General features: G+C 72.1%; 15 protein-coding genes. 7 read left to right on the plus strand and 8 right to left on the minus strand.

Annotation, left to right across the window (positions count from 1 at the left end):
- The first annotated feature begins 7 nt into the window (after window positions 1-7).
- From GGE06_RS15835 to GGE06_RS15845, 3 genes are read left to right on the plus strand one after another with little or no spacing between them, the layout of a single operon-like run.
- Window positions 8-1,444, plus strand: a complete 1,437-nt coding sequence (locus tag GGE06_RS15835) for a hypothetical protein (protein ID WP_221518122.1) — start codon at window positions 8-10, stop codon at window positions 1,442-1,444.
- Window positions 1,445-1,499: 55 nt separating this feature from the next.
- Window positions 1,500-2,108: a hypothetical protein gene (locus GGE06_RS15840; protein ID WP_184931102.1), complete on the plus strand. Its 609-nt coding sequence runs from the start codon at window positions 1,500-1,502 to the stop codon at window positions 2,106-2,108.
- 22 nt (window positions 2,109-2,130) lie between these two features.
- Window positions 2,131-2,949, plus strand: coding sequence for a histidine kinase (locus GGE06_RS15845; protein ID WP_116160056.1), 819 nt, complete (start codon window positions 2,131-2,133; stop codon window positions 2,947-2,949).
- A gap of 1 nt (window position 2,950) precedes the next feature.
- Here the strand turns inward: GGE06_RS15845 and GGE06_RS15850 are convergent, their stop codons facing one another.
- Both GGE06_RS15850 and GGE06_RS15855 read right to left on the minus strand, forming a co-directional pair.
- Window positions 2,951-4,195 carry an SMI1/KNR4 family protein gene (locus tag GGE06_RS15850; RefSeq protein ID WP_116160055.1) on the minus strand — a complete coding sequence of 415 codons (1,245 nt, stop codon included), beginning with the start codon at window positions 4,193-4,195 and terminating at the stop codon, window positions 2,951-2,953.
- Entirely contained in the window at window positions 4,195-4,992 is a 798-nt protein-coding gene (locus GGE06_RS15855; RefSeq protein ID WP_116160054.1) for a carbon-nitrogen family hydrolase, read from the minus strand. The genes GGE06_RS15850 and GGE06_RS15855 overlap by 1 nt, the downstream gene beginning before the upstream one ends.
- Window positions 4,993-5,147: 155 nt before the next feature.
- Between GGE06_RS15855 and GGE06_RS15860 the strand changes: the two genes are divergently transcribed.
- Complete coding sequence (locus tag GGE06_RS15860; protein WP_116160053.1) at window positions 5,148-5,975, plus strand: maleylpyruvate isomerase family mycothiol-dependent enzyme; 828 nt, start codon at window positions 5,148-5,150, stop codon at window positions 5,973-5,975.
- Between the two features lie 55 nt (window positions 5,976-6,030).
- Here the strand turns inward: GGE06_RS15860 and GGE06_RS15865 are convergent, their stop codons facing one another.
- The 6 genes from GGE06_RS15865 to pdhA form a co-directional block, all read right to left on the minus strand.
- Complete coding sequence (locus GGE06_RS15865) at window positions 6,031-7,326, minus strand: MFS transporter (protein ID WP_184931103.1); 1,296 nt, start codon at window positions 7,324-7,326, stop codon at window positions 6,031-6,033.
- A complete protein-coding gene (locus tag GGE06_RS15870) occupies window positions 7,323-7,997 on the minus strand; it encodes a GntR family transcriptional regulator (protein ID WP_184931104.1) in 675 nt (224 codons plus the stop codon). Before GGE06_RS15870 ends, GGE06_RS15865 begins: the two co-directional genes overlap by 4 nt.
- An 81-nt stretch (window positions 7,998-8,078) precedes the next feature.
- On the minus strand, window positions 8,079-8,591 hold the full coding sequence (locus GGE06_RS15875; RefSeq protein WP_116160050.1) for a hypothetical protein: 513 nt from the start codon (window positions 8,589-8,591) through the stop codon (window positions 8,079-8,081).
- Window positions 8,592-8,665: 74 nt separating this feature from the next.
- Window positions 8,666-10,072: a dihydrolipoamide acetyltransferase family protein gene (locus GGE06_RS15880; RefSeq protein WP_184931105.1), complete on the minus strand. Its 1,407-nt coding sequence runs from the start codon at window positions 10,070-10,072 to the stop codon at window positions 8,666-8,668.
- Between the two features lie 13 nt (window positions 10,073-10,085).
- The gene (locus GGE06_RS15885) at window positions 10,086-11,066 is read right to left on the minus strand and encodes an alpha-ketoacid dehydrogenase subunit beta (RefSeq protein WP_030692395.1); all 981 of its coding nucleotides are present in this window, start codon (window positions 11,064-11,066) and stop codon (window positions 10,086-10,088) included.
- Between the two features lie 2 nt (window positions 11,067-11,068).
- Window positions 11,069-12,253, minus strand: coding sequence for a pyruvate dehydrogenase (acetyl-transferring) E1 component subunit alpha (gene pdhA / locus GGE06_RS15890; RefSeq protein WP_116160048.1), 1,185 nt, complete (start codon window positions 12,251-12,253; stop codon window positions 11,069-11,071).
- 339 nt (window positions 12,254-12,592) lie between these two features.
- Between pdhA and GGE06_RS15895 the strand changes: the two genes are divergently transcribed.
- The 3 genes from GGE06_RS15895 (at window position 12,593) to GGE06_RS15905 (ending at window position 14,864) form a co-directional block, all read left to right on the plus strand.
- On the plus strand, window positions 12,593-13,252 hold the full coding sequence (locus tag GGE06_RS15895) for a response regulator (protein WP_116160047.1): 660 nt from the start codon (window positions 12,593-12,595) through the stop codon (window positions 13,250-13,252).
- Between the two features lie 142 nt (window positions 13,253-13,394).
- Window positions 13,395-13,832 (plus strand): pyridoxamine 5'-phosphate oxidase family protein, encoded by a 438-nt coding sequence (locus GGE06_RS15900; RefSeq protein ID WP_116160046.1) that lies wholly within the window; start codon window positions 13,395-13,397, stop codon window positions 13,830-13,832.
- 15 nt (window positions 13,833-13,847) lie between these two features.
- Window positions 13,848-14,864: a phosphotransferase gene (locus tag GGE06_RS15905; RefSeq protein WP_184931106.1), complete on the plus strand. Its 1,017-nt coding sequence runs from the start codon at window positions 13,848-13,850 to the stop codon at window positions 14,862-14,864.
- Window positions 14,865-14,877: the final 13 nt, after the last annotated feature.

Raw genomic sequence — 14,877 nt, forward strand, 5'->3', positions numbered from 1 at the left:
CGAGATCATGACGACCGACCTGGACAAGCTCGCCACCACCGCGGACAAGTGGGACGAGATGGCGGGCGAGTTGAAGAAGGTGGAGGAACGTTACGGCGAGAGCGTGCAGTCCCTGCCCGCCTCGCAGGCCTGGCTGGGCGAGAGCGCGACCGCCGCCCACACCAACTTCACCGCCACCCGCTACGAGTACCAGGCGGCCCAGACGCAGGCGAAGGCGACCGCGACGCTGCTCCGCAACGCCCACGAGCAGTTCGCCGAGCTGAAGAAGCAGCTGGAGAACGCCCGCGCCGACGCGGTCAGGGCCGGCATGAAGGTCTCCGAGGAGGGACGGGTCGCCTACGACTACGAGCGGCTGACCCCCGAGGAGCGCAGCGCGCTGCACCACGACCCGGACGGGGCCAGGAGCGTCCGGGAGGCCGAGACGTCCTGGGCCGAGCACCTGGACGGCTGCGTCAAGGCCTTCGACGTCGCCGACCAGGACCTGAAGAAGGACCTGGAGGCCGTCGTCGTGGACGGCTACGGCGACAAGAACGACGAGACCCTCGGCACCGGCTTCAACGGTGACGCGGGCAAGGTCTCCGCGGCCGACGACAAGGCCAAGGACGACCGGATGAACCTGGCCTGGCTGAAGATGAAGGACGACGAGACGCTCGACGACTACGTCCAGCGGCTCCAGCGCGACGGCCTCGCGAAGCTCACCGGCAACGAGAAACTCGCCGACCTGGTCTCGAAGTTCACCAACGGCACCATCACGGCGGGCGCGTTCGCGGGCGCCCTGACGACCGCCGGCCTCTACTCGTACAAGCTGTCCAAGGCGCTCCGGCCGCCGTTCGTCCATCCGACGGCGCCCGGCACCTTCCTGTCCAAGCAGTTCAACATGCGGCTCGCCGGGGCCGCCCCGGGCAGCCTGCTCAGCAAGGTGCCGCCGGGGGTCGCGACCGCGATCACCGGCTCGGACGAGGCCGCCATGTACGGCGGGTTCATGCGCAACGGCGCGTTCTTCATGCCGACCGCCGCCGAGGCCAACCTGCTGAAGGTCGCGCAGAACGGCGGCCTCGCCAACGCCGCCAAGGCGGCGGGCTGGCTGCGCGGGGCGGGTGTCGTCGGCGGTGTGGCGGCCACCGCGTACGGCGTGGCCAACCTCGCCACGTACGACACGGACATGATCAAGGCGGATCCGGCGAAGTTCGCCACGGACCTCACCGGGACGGCCTTCAACGCCTCGCTGACGGCGCTGACCGTGGCCCCGAACCCGGTCACGCTCGGCCTCGCCGTCGGCACCGGCGTCGCGTACGCCGGCGCGATGATCTGGGACAACCACGAGGCGATCGGGAAGGGGCTGGAGGCGGCCGGCGACTGGGTCGGCGACAAGGCGTCCGACCTCGGGAACGGCCTCAAGGACGGCGCGAAGAAGCTCGGCAGCGCGCTGAACCCCTTCGACTGAGCCCTCTGAGCCCTCTGAGCCCTCTGAGCCCTCGATCGAGCAGGAGTCAGAAAAGATGCACATCCAGGTGACCCCCTTCGACCTCCAGGCGTGGAAGGAGGGGAACCGGCACGACTACCGGGCCGGCTGGAAGGGGGTCTCGCCGGAGTTCGGCGAGATCACGCTGACCTGCCCCCTCCCCCGTACCTCTCCGGAGTCGCTCGTCTCGGAGGTACGCGGCGGGCGGCTGCCGACGGCTTCCTTCGAGGCGCGCGGGATGCACGTCGAGGGGATGAAGCTGCCCGGCCTGAACCGGTCCACCCTCCGGGTCGGCGACCGCGTCGTGTACGTGGAACGGAACCGTTTCGGCGCCACCCTGGAGCAGCGCGCCCTGGCCCTGCGGTACGCGGGCGACCACTACCGGCTCGCGGCCCTCGACAAGCACGGCTACGTCCTGACCCGCGCCGCCGACGACGAGGACCCCGGCGTCACGATCACCGTCCGCGAGACCGGGCGCGGCAAGAACCGCCGGCTCTCCGTGCGGGCCGAAGGGCGTGCCGAGGGCGGGGACCTGTCCCTCGCCCTGATCTTCGCGGGCGTGGACCGCTCGACCCTGACGCAGCTCGGCGCGGTGAAGGCCGGGCTCTCCCGCGTGACCCATTTCTGGACCGAGTCCCAGTACTGACCACCTGATGAATGAGCGTGAGATGCCTTCCTTCGACGTGACCCGATCCCGCTTCCGGCTGAGCGACGACGACGTCTTCGTCCTCGCCCAGCTGGCGACCGGACAGCCTGTCCCGGCGGCCATGGAGCCGGCGGCGGCGCGGCTGCGGGACGCCGGACTCGCCGACGGGGCGGGGCAGCTGTCCGCGCTCCTGCTGCCGCTGATGCGGACGGTCGTGCAGCCGTCCGTGATCGTCTCCCTGGAGGCGGGCGGGCGGCAGGGCGTCCTCCACCACGGGCTGCTCATCGGCGACGACCACGTCGTCTGCCACGAGACCTGGCCGGGCCAGGAGGAGGCCGAGTACCGCCTCGTGGAGCCTCGGACCGTGGTGTGGACGCTCGCCGACCTGATCGCCCTGCGGCAGTCGGACGGGGACGCGACCGAGGAGGTCGTCGAGACGACGGTCGGCGTCCTGGAGGCGGGGCTGGCCGCCCTGGAGAAGGCTTCCTCGACGCCGGGCGCGGACGAGCGGGCGCTGGTCGCGGAGGCGCTGCGCGCGGCGGGCGGCGACGGGGTCGCCGCCCGGCTCGCGGAGCTGGTGGTGGAGCTGCGCTCCCAGTGGCGCATGACGGCGGCCTGGCAGGGCCGGCAGGACGGCGCGCAGGGCGTGGTCGCGCGCGCCGTCGCCGCCTGGGACTGCGGCCCGCTCGGTTACTGGCTGCGGGAACTCCCCGCCGAGCCCCTCGCGGAGGGCGGCGCCCAGGCGGGCGCCCCGTTCCGGCTGCGCCGGGTCGCCGCGAAGCGCGTCTGGCAGGAGCTGACCGCGCTGCTGCCGGACGCGACGGAGCTGACAACGGCCTGAACTAGTCGTCCTTCGGGCCGTAGGGCGTGAAGTCGATGACGTCCAGCGGGTCCTCGTGGGGGCGTACGAGGCGGGGGAGGCCCTCCGTGCGGAGTTCGCCGCGCAGCCAGGCGAGGAGGGTCTCGGTGAGGGTGCCGGTGAGCGGCGGGCCCTGGCCGGCGTGGCGGGGGATGACGATCAGGGGCCAGTCGTCGGGGGTGTCGCCCTCGGTGAGCCAGCACAGCTCGTCGCCGTCGATGGAGTCGGCGAAGGGCAGGAAGCCGCCGGGTTCGGGCCAGACGGCCAGCGGGTGGTACTCGGGGTAGTCGGCGCGCAGGCCGCGGTAGGCGGCGCCGAACCACTCCTCCGTGCCCGCGAGGTCGTACCGCTCGGTGCCCAGCGGGGTGCGGAAGCGGAGCCACTGGCACCACTCGCCGCCGCCGTACGTCTCCATCAGGCGGACGTACTCGGTGGGGAGGCGGGTGCCGAGGCGCTCGTACAGCCACTCCCAGCTCCGCTCGCCGAGGTGCGGGGCGGCGGGCGGCGGGATCAGGGCGGTGAGGGTGGCGAGGCCGGTGCCCCCGGCGAGTGCGGCGCGCTGCTCGGGGGTCGGTTCGGGGCGGCGGGCCGGCGGGGTCCAGGGGGACGGTTCGCCGCCGGCGAGGCCGCTGCGGGCGAGGCTCGGGCGCAGGCCGTCGCCGACGAAGCCGGCGAGGGTCGGCAGGAGGGTGGTGCCGGGGCGGAGCCAGGGGTCCTTCCCGGCGTTCGCGAGGTCCCGCACGTGGACGACGACCGGCCACCGGTCCGGGTCGTCGGAGGCGGTGGTGTCCCAGTAGAGGGTGTCGGACATGCGGGTCTCGCCGAAGGGGAGGACGCCGGGGGCGTCCCGGCGGCCGTCCTCGACGAAGCGGCCGTAGTCGAAGAGGCGCGCGTCGCTCGTGAAGGGGGTGTGCAGCCAGAGCCGTTCGCCGATGTCGAGCGGGCCGTAGGCGGTGGCCACGGCCTTGTAGTCGGCGGGCAGGCGCAGGCCGAGCCACTCCTCGACGGCGTCCCAGTCGACGGGTGTCGCGGGTCCCTCCGGCGGCGGCCCGAAGAGCTCGGCGAAGGCGGCGGTGGCCTCCTGGCCGACCATCGGACCGTCGTCGGCCTGGTGGGCCATCGGGCCGTCGTCGTCCTGTTGGGCCATCAGGCCGTCGTCGTCCTGTTGGGCCATCGGGCCGTCGGCGCTCTGGCCGGCTATCGGGCCGTCCTGGTCCTGGTGGGCCATCAGGCCCGCCTCGGCGCCGCGATCCCCAGGACCCGGTCCTTGAGCGCCGGGAACTCCTCCCGGGTCGTGCGGACCTTCTCCGGGTCGAGGACGACCCGCAGGACCTCCTCGTCCGGACCGGCCTCCGCGAGGGTCTCGCCCCAGGGGTCGACGACGATGGAGTGCCCGGCCTGCTCCACGCCCGCGTGGGTGCCGGCGGTGCCGCAGGCGAGGACGTACGCCTGGTTCTCGACGGCCCGGGCCCGCGCGAGGAGGGTCCAGTGGGCGCGGCGGCGGGCGGGCCAGCCGGCCGGGACGACGAAGGCCTGGGCGCCCGCGTCGACGAGGCCGCGGAAGAGTTCGGGGAAGCGCAGGTCGTAGCAGGTGCCGACGCCGACGGTGAGGTGCGGCAGGTCGACGGTGACGAGGTCCTCGCCGGCCGCCATGAGGACGGCCTCGCCCTTGTCGAAGCCGAAGCGGTGGATCTTCCGGTACGAGGCGACGAGTTCGCCGTCGGGGGAGAGGACGAGCGAGGTGTTGTAGAGGGCGCCGCCCTCCGCCTCGACGAAGGAGCCCGCGTGCAGCCAGACCCCGGCGTCGCGGGCGGCCGCGGCCATGGCGCGGTGGGTGGGGCCGTTCAGCGGTTCGGACTCGGAGGCGAAGAGGTCGGACGCGAAGGCGCCGACGGTCCACAGCTCCGGGAGGACGACGAGGTCGGCGTGGCCGGATTCTTCCCGTACGAGCTGCGCCGCTCGGGCGCGACGGGCTTCGACCGGTTCGTCCGGGTCTACCGCGATCTGGATCAGCGAGGCGCGCACACTACCACCGTCCTGGCATTCGAGCCGTCAACACCGGCCTACGATCGTCACACGAAAGCACTGCCGGGGTGCCTTCGGGCAGCGTAACTTAGCGTCCGAGCCTCCCATCCAGTCGTGTTTTCAGCCCGCGCACCGAAGAACCGCCGAGGGGTCCCGTGACCGTCCATCCCAGCCTCCAGAACTACGCCGACGCCTGGACCCACTCCATCGAGGCGATAGCCGAGCTGGTGCAGCCGCTCGTGGAAGGCGAATGGAACCGGCCGACGCCGTGCGTCGGCTGGTCGGTGCGGGACATCGTCTCCCATGTGATCGGCATGGAGACGGAGATGCTCGGCGATCCGCGGCCGATCCACTCCCTGCCCCGCGATCTGTACCACGTGCGCACTGACTTCGCCCGCTACATGGAGGTACAGGTCGATGTGCGGCGGCACCACACCTCCCCGGAGATGACCTCGGAGCTGGAGTACATCCTGATCCGGCGGGCCCGTCAGCTCCGCAACGAGAACCGCTCCCCCGAGCATCTGATCCGCGCTCCCCTCAGCGCCGAGCAGACCCTCGAAATGGGCTACCGGGACCGGGCCTTCGACGTGTGGGTGCACGAGCAGGACCTGCGGGCGGCGCTGGGCGTGCCGGGGAACCTGGACTCGGCGGGCGCGCTGGTGGCCCGGGACGTGCTCCTGGAGGCGCTGCCGGACGTGGTCGCGAAGGACGCCGGGGCGCCCGCGTCCTCGGCGGTGGTGCTCGACGTGACCGGTCCGGTGGAGTTCCTGCGGACGATACGGGTGGACGCGGAGGGCCGCGGTTCGATCGACGGCGCGCCGTCGCTGGGCCCCGCGGTGACGCTGACGACGGACTGGGAGACGTTCGTGCGCCTCGCCTGCGGCCGGGTCCGGCCGGCCGAGGTGGCCGACCGGGTCAAGACCGAGGGCGACGCGGAGCTGGCGGCGGCGATCCTGGACAACTTCGCGGTGACGCCCCGGTAGATCGCGGCGCTCTCCATACGGGGCGCGGTGACGTCCCGATGGATCCCGTCGGTCTCTACACCGGTACGTGCACGGCCTCGACGCGGCTGGCGACGAGCCGTTCCCGTTCCCTGCGGTGGGTGCGGGCCTTGAGGCGCAGGATCTGGACGACGCCGAGGGCCTCCAGGACGAAGACCGACGAGAACGCGATCCGGTAGTCGTCGCCGGTCGCGTCGAGCAGCACGCCGACGGCGAGCAGCGTCGTCATCGAGGCGACGAAACCGCCCATGTTGACGATGCCGGAGGCGGTGCCCTGACGCTCGGGCGGGTTGGCCGGGCGGGCGAAGTCGAAGCCGATCATCGAGGCCGGTCCGCAAGCGCCGAGGACCAGGCAGAGGGTGACGAGCAGCCACATCGGCGCGTGGTCGCCGGGGTACGCGAGGGTCGTCCCCCACAGCAGGGCGGTGGCCGCGACCGTGCCGAGGGCGAGCGGGGCGCGGGCCTCGTGGTGGCGGGCGATGATCTGCCCGTACGCGAGTCCGACGACCATGTTCGACAGGACGACCAGGGTGAGCAGCGTCCCGGCGGTGGACCGGGAGAGGCCCTGCGCCTCGACGAGGAACGGCAGGCCCCAGAGCAGCAGGAACACCATGGCGGGGAACTGGGTGGTGAAGTGCACCCACATGCCGAGCCGGGTGCCGGGCTCGCGCCAGGACTCGGCGATCTGGCGGCGGACGAAGGCGGCGCCCGCGTGGCGGGCGGGCTCCGGCTCGTACCCCTCGGGGTGGTCCTTGAGGAAGAGCAGCAGCAGGACGAGGACGACGACGCCGGCGAGGGAGCTGCCGACGAAGGTGGTCGTCCAGCCGAGGCCGTGCAGGGCGCGGGCGATGAAGACGGTGGAGACGAGGTTGCCGGCCATGCCGAAGAGGGCGGCGACCTGGCCGATGAGCGGGCCCCGGCGGGCGGGGAACCACCGGCTGCCGAGCCGGAGGACGCTGATGAAGGTCATGGCGTCGCCGCAGCCGAGGAGGGCGCGGGAGGCGAGCGCGGTGCCGTACGAGGGGGAGAGCGCGAAGCCCAGCTGGCCGGTGGTGAAGAGGACGACGCCGAGGGCGAGGACCCTCTTGGTGCCGAGGCGGTCGACCATGAGGCCGACGGGTATCTGCATGCCCGCGTAGACGAGCAGCTGCAGGATGGAGAAGGTGGAGAGCGCCGAGGCGTTGACGTCGAAGCGGTCGGCGGCGTCGAGTCCGGCGACGCCCAGGGACGTACGGAAGATGACGGCGACGAAGTAGACGGCGACGCCGACGCCCCAGACGAGGGCGGCGCGACGACCGCCGGGCGGATCGTCGGGCAGGCTGACGGGGCTCATCGGGCCTCACCCCGGACGAGGACCTTGACCCAGCTGAGGTGCTGGCGGACGCAGCGCGCGGCGCCTTCGACGTCGCCGGCCTTGATGCGGTCGAGGATCTCGGCGTGCTCGGCGATGTTCTTGGCGACGCGGTCGGGCTGGGACTGCATCACGGCGACGCCCATGCGCAGCTGGCGGTCGCGGAGCTGGTCGTAGAGGCGGGAAAGGATCTGGTTGCCGGCGTGCCGGACGATCTCGGCGTGGAAGCAGCGGTCGGTGACGGCGACCTCGGCGAGGTCCCCGGCCTCGGCGCGGCGCTTCTGCTCCTCCAGGAGCTCTTCGAGGCGGGCGACGAGCGCGGGGGGTGCGGGCACGGCGCGGCGGACGGCGAACTCCTCGACGAGCAGCCGGGTCTCGACGACGTCGGCGATCTCCTGCGCGGAGACGGCGAGGACGAGGGCGCCCTTCTTCGGGTAGAGCTTGAGGAGCCCTTCCATCTCCAGCTTGAGCAGCGCCTCGCGGACGGGCGTCCTGGACACCCCGACGGCCTGGGCGAGTTCGCCCTCGGTGAGGAGGGTGCCTCCCTCGTAACGCCGGTCGAGTACGGCCTGCTTGACGTGCATGTAGACACGGTCGGCGGCGGGGGGCTGCTTGGTGGGCAGCGGGGCGGGACCGGCGGGGGCTGATGGCATGCGCACAGAATAGATACAACAGGGGTGCAACAGACAGCCGCGTCCGCATCCTGGACTCCTTACGGGGCGCCGGATCCTGGGCTATCGGGGGAGCCTGAAGTCGTAGTAGTCCTCGCCGCCGACGAGGACGGAGGTGAAGCACACCGGGAGGCCGTCGGGCCGGCGCGGGACCTCCTGGGAGGTGCGGCGGGTGAAGCCGAGCGAGAGGCCGGCCACGAAGGGGGCTTCGCCATCCGCGTCGTACACCCGCCACCCCTGGGCGGCGATGCGCCGGAGGACTTCGTCGGCGGGGGTCCGGAAGACGTCGACGTCGGCAGCGCGAAGCGTGCCGACGCCCTCCAGGAGCAGCCGCGTCGAGGTCTCCCGCCCTTCTCCCGGCCACCACAGCTCGACGGCCGTGACGCGGTTCTCCTCCTCCAGGAGCACCTCGACGCCCACGTGGTCACAGGCGGCCGAGACCGTCACCAGGACGCGGTTCGGACGGGTGCGCACCCGGGGCTCCCCCCAGGGGGAGACGGCCGCGACAGCCTCGTCGAGGGTCATGCCGAGGCGTACGGGCCCGGCGCCGTGCGGCGGTGCGAGGTGGAGGTCCATGGCCTCAACCCAAACATCCGGTGGTGGCTGATGCCACCACCGGATGTTTCACGTGAAACGGGCGAACCCGCTTGCTACGCCCAGGTGATGAGGCGCTTCGGGTTCTCCAGGATCGCGGCGATGTCCGCGAGGAACTTGGAGCCGAGCTCGCCGTCGACCAGGCGGTGGTCGAAGGAGAGGGCCAGCGTGGTGACCTGGCGCGGCTTCACCTTGCCCTTGTGGACCCACGGCTGGAGCTTGATCGCACCGACCGCGAGGATCGCGGACTCGCCGGGGTTGAGGATCGGCGTACCGGTGTCGACGCCGAAGACGCCGACGTTGGTGATGGTGAAGGTGCCGCCCTGCATCGCCGACGGGGTCGTCTTGCCCTCGCGGGCGGTGGCGACGAGCTCGCTCAGGGACTTCGAGAGCTCGGGCAGCGTCTGGGCGTGCGCGTCCTTGATGTTCGGCACGATCAGACCGCGCGGGGTGGCCGCGGCGATGCCCAGGTTCACGTAGTGCTTGAGGACGATCTCCTGCGCCGCCTCGTCCCAGGCCGCGTTGATCTCCGGGTTGCGCTTGACCGCGACCAGGACGGCCTTGGCGATGAGGAGGAGCGGGTTGACCCGCAGGCCCGCCATGTCCTTGTCGGACTTGAGCTCCTCGACCAGCTTCATCGTGCGCGTGATGTCGAAGGTCACGAACTCGGTGACGTGCGGGGCGGTGAAGGCCGAACCGACCATCGCCGCCGCCGTGGCCTTCCGTACGCCCTTGATGGGCACACGGGTCTCCCGGGCGTCCGACGCCACGGCCGTCGGCGCGGCGGGTGCCGCGACGGGGGCCGGGGCCGCCGCGGGCGCGGGGGCCTCCACGACCGGGGCGGGCGCCGGAGCGGCCGCCGCGTGGACGTCCTCGCGGGTGATGATCCCGTCCGGACCGGTCGGGGTGACCGTCGCCAGGTCGACACCGAGGTCCTTGGCCAGCTTCCGCACCGGCGGCTTGGCCAGCGGGCGGTCGGTCGCGGGACCGTGGCCGTTCAGCTGCTCGGGGACCACCGGGGCGGGCGCGGCGACCTCGGCGGCCGGGGCGGCCGCCGTCGTCTTGCGGGCGCGCCGCTTGGTGGAGGACGCGGCCACGCCGTAGCCGACGAGGACCGGCTGGCGGCCCTCCGGCTCGGCCTCGGCGGCCGGCTCGGCGACCGTCTCCTGCGCGGGGGCGGCAGCCACGGCCGGGGCGGCAGGCGCCTCGGGCTCGGCGCCGCCGCCGACGTTCACCGAGATGATGACCTGGCCGACGTCGACCGTGGTGCCCTCGGGGAAGAGAAGCTCGTGGACCGTCCCGTCGAAGGGGATCGGGAGCTCGACGGCGGCCTTGGCCGTCTCGACCTCGATCACGACCTGCCCGTCGGTGACGGTGTCACCGGGCTGGACGTACCACTTGAGGATCTCGGCCTCGGTGAGGCCCTCGCCCACGTCGGGCATCTTGAATTCGCGGATCGTCATGGTCGTGCTCTCCTCAGTACGCCAGCGAGCGGTCGACGGCGTCGAGCACGCGGTCCAGGCCCGGCAGGTACTCCTCCTCCAGGCGCGCCGGCGGGTACGGCGCGTGGTAGCCGCCGACCCGCAGGACGGGGGCCTCCAGGTGGTAGAAGCAGCGCTCGGTGATCCGGGCGGCGATCTCCGCGCCGGAGCCGAAGAACACCGGCGCCTCGTGGACGACGACCAGGCGGCGGGTCTTCTCGACCGAGGCCTGGATGGTGTCGAAGTCGAGCGGGGAGATCGAGCGCAGGTCCACGACCTCGATCGACTTGCCCTCCTCGGCGGCGGCCGCGGCCACCTCCAGGCAGGTCTTCACCATCGGGCCGTAGGCGACGAGGGTGAGGTCCGTGCCCTCGCGGGCGACCCGGGCCTTGTGCAGTTCGCCGGGGATGGCCTCGGTGTCGACCTCGCCCTTGTCCCAGTAGCGGCGCTTGGGCTCGAAGAAGATGACCGGGTCGTCGCTCTGGATCGCCTGCTGGAGCATCCAGTAGGCGTCGGAGGAGTTCGCCGGGGTGACGACCTTGAGGCCCGCGACGTGCGCGAAGAGCGACTCGGGGGACTCGGAGTGGTGCTCGACGGCGCCGATGCCGCCGCCGTACGGGATGCGGATGACGACCGGCATCTTCACGGTGCCGAGCGAGCGGGCCCGCATCTTGGCCAGCTGCGTGACGATCTGGTCGTACGCGGGGAAGACGAAGCCGTCGAACTGGATCTCCACGACCGGCCGGTAGCCGCGCAGCGCGAGGCCGATCGCGGTGCCGACGATGCCGGACTCGGCGAGCGGGGTGTCGACGACGCGGTCCTCGCCGAAGTCCTTCTGCAGGCCGTCGGTGATGCGGAAGACACCGCCGAGCTTGCCGACGTCCAGGCCCATGATGACGACCTTGGGGTCGGTCTCCAGGGCCTTGCGCAGCGACTCGTTGAGCGCCTTTGCCAGGGGAAGCTTCTGAACAGCCATGATTACTCGGCCTCTCCGCCCTCGAAGGACGCCTGGTAGGCGGCGTACTGCGCGCGCTCCTCGTCGACGAGCGCGTGCCCGTCCGCGTACACGTTGTCGAACATCGCCATGTGGTCCGGGACGGGCATGGCGCGGACGACCTCGCGGACGCTCTTGCCGAGGGCCTCGCTCTCGGCCTCCAGCTCCTCGAAGAAGGCCGCATCGGCGTGGCCCTCGTTCTCCAGGTACGCCTTGAGGCGCAGGATCGGGTCCTTGGCCTCCCACTCCTCGCGCTCCGCGTCGCGGCGGTAGCGGGTCGGGTCGTCGGAGGTGGTGTGGGCGGCCATGCGGTAGGTGAACGCCTCGATGAGCGTCGGGCCCTCGCCGCGGCGGGCGCGCTCCAGGGCCGACCGGGTCACGGCCAGGCACGCGAGGACGTCGTTGCCGTCGACCCGGATGCCGGGGAAGCCGAAGCCGCGGGCGCGCTGGTAGAGCGGGACGCGGGTCTGCTTCTCGGTGGGCTCGGAAATGGCCCACTGGTTGTTCTGGCAGAAGAACACGACCGGGGCGTTGTAGACCGAGGAGAAGACGAACGACTCGTTGACGTCGCCCTGGCTGGAGGCGCCGTCACCGAAGTACGCGAGCACGGCGGAGTCCGCGCCGTCCTTGGCGATGCCCATGGCATAGCCGGTGGCGTGCAGGGTCTGCGAGCCGAGGACGATCGTGTACAGGTGGAAATTGTTGGTGCTGGGGTCCCAGCCGCCGTTGTTCACACCGCGGAACATTCCCAGCAGATTCGTCGGGTCGACCCCGCGGCACCAGGCGACGCCGTGCTCGCGGTAGGTCGGGAAGACGTAGTCGTCGTCGCGCAGGGCCCGGCCCGAACCGATCTGGGCGGCCTCCTGGCCGAGCAGCGAGGCCCACAGGCCCAGCTCGCCCTGACGCTGCAGGGCGGTCGCCTCGGCGTCGAAGCGCCGGGTGAGGACCATGTCGCGGTACAGACCGCGCAGCTCCTCGGCGCTCAGGTCGATGTCGTACTCGGGGTGCTGGACGCGCTCCCCTTCGGGCGTCAGCAGCTGAACGAGCTCGGGCTCCGAGGCCGTGGCGGCCGTTGCCTTCTTGGTGGTGCTCGTGCTCGCGCTTGCGGTGCGCTTGGTGCCGCTGCTGCGTCGCGTCGTCTTGCGCGCGGCAGTGCTCTCCACGGTCACGTGCGTGCTCCTCCGTCGGTCCGGCCCCCGGGTTCGCCGGTGAGGCCAGTGCGGCTCCGCCTTGTCCGTACCTTCGCACGGGGTGGGTGCGACGCGGCCGGAGTCGGGCGTGAAAGGTGCCCCGGCGTGCGCCGTCATAGGCACGTTACCCATTACGCGGCATTCCCGCGAAACCCCACTTGACCTGCGATTTTGCTTGGATTTCCAAGTAAATCGAGAAAAGGGGGGACTCATCCCTGGTCAGAGCATGGACAGCGGCCCGACGACGCCGTCGGAACACCCGGCACGTTATCCCGCGCACCCCGGGCGCCGGAAGACCCAATATGTGAGACTGACCGCGTGCGCGAAGAAGGAAAAATCCGGGTATTTCTGCTGGACGACCATGAAGTCGTCCGGCGCGGCGTCCACGAGCTGCTCTCCGTGGAGGACGACATCGAGGTGGTCGGCGAGGCCGGGACGGCGGCGGACGCGCTGGTCAGGATCCCCGCGACCCGCCCCGACGTCGCGGTGCTCGACGTCCGGCTGCCCGACGGCAGCGGGGTCGAGGTGTGCCGCGAGGTCCGCTCCCAGGACGAGTCGATCAAATGCCTGATGCTGACCTCGTTCGCGGACGACGAGGCGCTCTTCGACGCGATCATGGCCGGGGCCTCGGGGTACGTCCTCAAGGCCATCCGGGGCAACGAGCTGCTCAACGCCGTGCGGGACGTGGCGGCCGGCCGGTCGCTGCTCGACCCGGTGGCCACCGCCCGGGTCCTGGAGCGGCTGCGTGACGGCAACACCCCGAAGGGCGACGAAAGGCTCGCCAGCCTGACCGAGCAGGAGCGCAAGATCCTGGACCTGATCGGCGAGGGCCTGACCAACCGGGTCATCGGCGAGCGGCTCCACCTCGCGGAGAAGACGATCAAGAACTACGTCTCCAGCCTGCTGTCGAAGCTGGGCATGGAGCGCCGCTCGCAGGCGGCGGCGTACGTGGCACGACTGCAGGCCGAGCGGCACTGAGGCCTGGGCACTCCCCGGGCCCGTACCTCCCCCGTACGGGCCCGGGCGGGGCCCTCCGGCCGGTTTTCGGGACCTACGTCCCCGTCGAACCGGGGCAGGGGCCCCTTTTCCGGCACGGTGCCGGTGGCGGAGAGTGGAGACCATGTCCTCCGACGAGATCCGCGACGAGATCCGCGCCATCGAGTTGCTCAACCGCGTGTCGTACGGCCGGGTGGCGACGAGCATGCGGGCCATGCCGTTCGTCGCCCCCGCCCGCCACATCGTGGTCGACGGCCGCGTCCTGCTCCGGATGCACCGGGGCCTCGGCTACCACCGCGCCTGCAACGGCAGCGTCGTCGCGTACGGCGCGGACAACTCCGAGTCCGGCGCCGAGCGGATCTGGTCCGTGCAGTTCACGGGCACGGCGGAGATCGTCGAGCCGACGGCGGAGGAGCTGGCGGCCTTCGGCCCCGAGCCCGTACGGGTGGACGGGGAGCCCTTCACCCCGGTGTTCATGCGGATCGAGCCGCAGTTCGTGACGGTCCACGAGCTCGACTACAGCGGGAACTCCGATGAGCGACCCCTGCACCACGCAGCGTGATCTAACATCTGCGGAGTGCCGCGCTCATCTGTACTCCACGCTCCGCCGATCCGCCCCCTCCTGCGCCGCTACGCGGACGTCGGCGAGCCCCTCTCCTGCGTCCCCGTGACCGAGGGCTTACTCAACCGCGGGTACCGGCTCTCCACCACCCGCGGCGCGTACTTCCTCAAGCAGCACCTGGACGCCCCCACCTCCGACCGGGCCACCATCACCCGCCAGCACCGGGCCACCGAGCGCCTGCACGCCCTCGGCCTGCCGGTCGCGCCGCCGCTCCCCGACAGCCGGGGCCGCACGGTCGCGCTCGTCGGCGGACACTGCTACGCCCTGCACCCCTGGGTCGACGGCCGCCACCGCGACGGCGCCCAGCTCTCCACCGGCTGCTCCCGCCGCCTCGGCACCCTCCTCGGCCGCGTCCACACCTGCCTGGAACAGGTCATGGAGTCCCCGCCGCCCGGCGGCGACCACGAGAGCGCCCACCCCGAGGACACCTTCCGGGCCATCGACGAGCTGCTCCGCCTCGCCCGCGCGCACCGCCCCCGCGACGACTTCGACGCGCTCGCCGAGCACCGCCTCAGGGAGCGCCGCAGGCTCCTCGCCCAGCACGCCCACCACCGCCCGCCGCCCGCCTCGGCCGCCAGCTGGGTGCACGGCGACTTCCACCCGCTGAACCTGCTCTACCGGGGCGCGGAGCCGGCCGCGATCGTCGACTGGGACCGGCTCGGGGTCCGCCCCAGGGCCGAGGAGGCGGTCAGGGCCGCCGCGATCTTCTTCGTACGGCCGGAGGGGGAGCTGGCGCTGGAGAAGGTGCGGGCGTACGCGCGCGCGTACCGGCGGGCGACGGGCGCGGACGGCGCCGAGCTGGCGGCGGCGGCGCACCGGGTGTGGTGGGAGCGGCTGAACGACTTCTGGACCCTGCGCTGGCGCTACCAGCTGCACGACCGGAGGGCCGACCCGCAGTTCCCCGCGGTGTCGGCCCTGGCGGTGTGGTGGACGCGCGAGTACGCGGCGGTCCGCGACGCCTTCGCCGGCTGAGGCTCCCCGAAGG

Source organism: Streptomyces nymphaeiformis, assembly GCF_014203895.1.
Lineage (GTDB): Bacteria > Actinomycetota > Actinomycetes > Streptomycetales > Streptomycetaceae > Streptomyces > Streptomyces nymphaeiformis.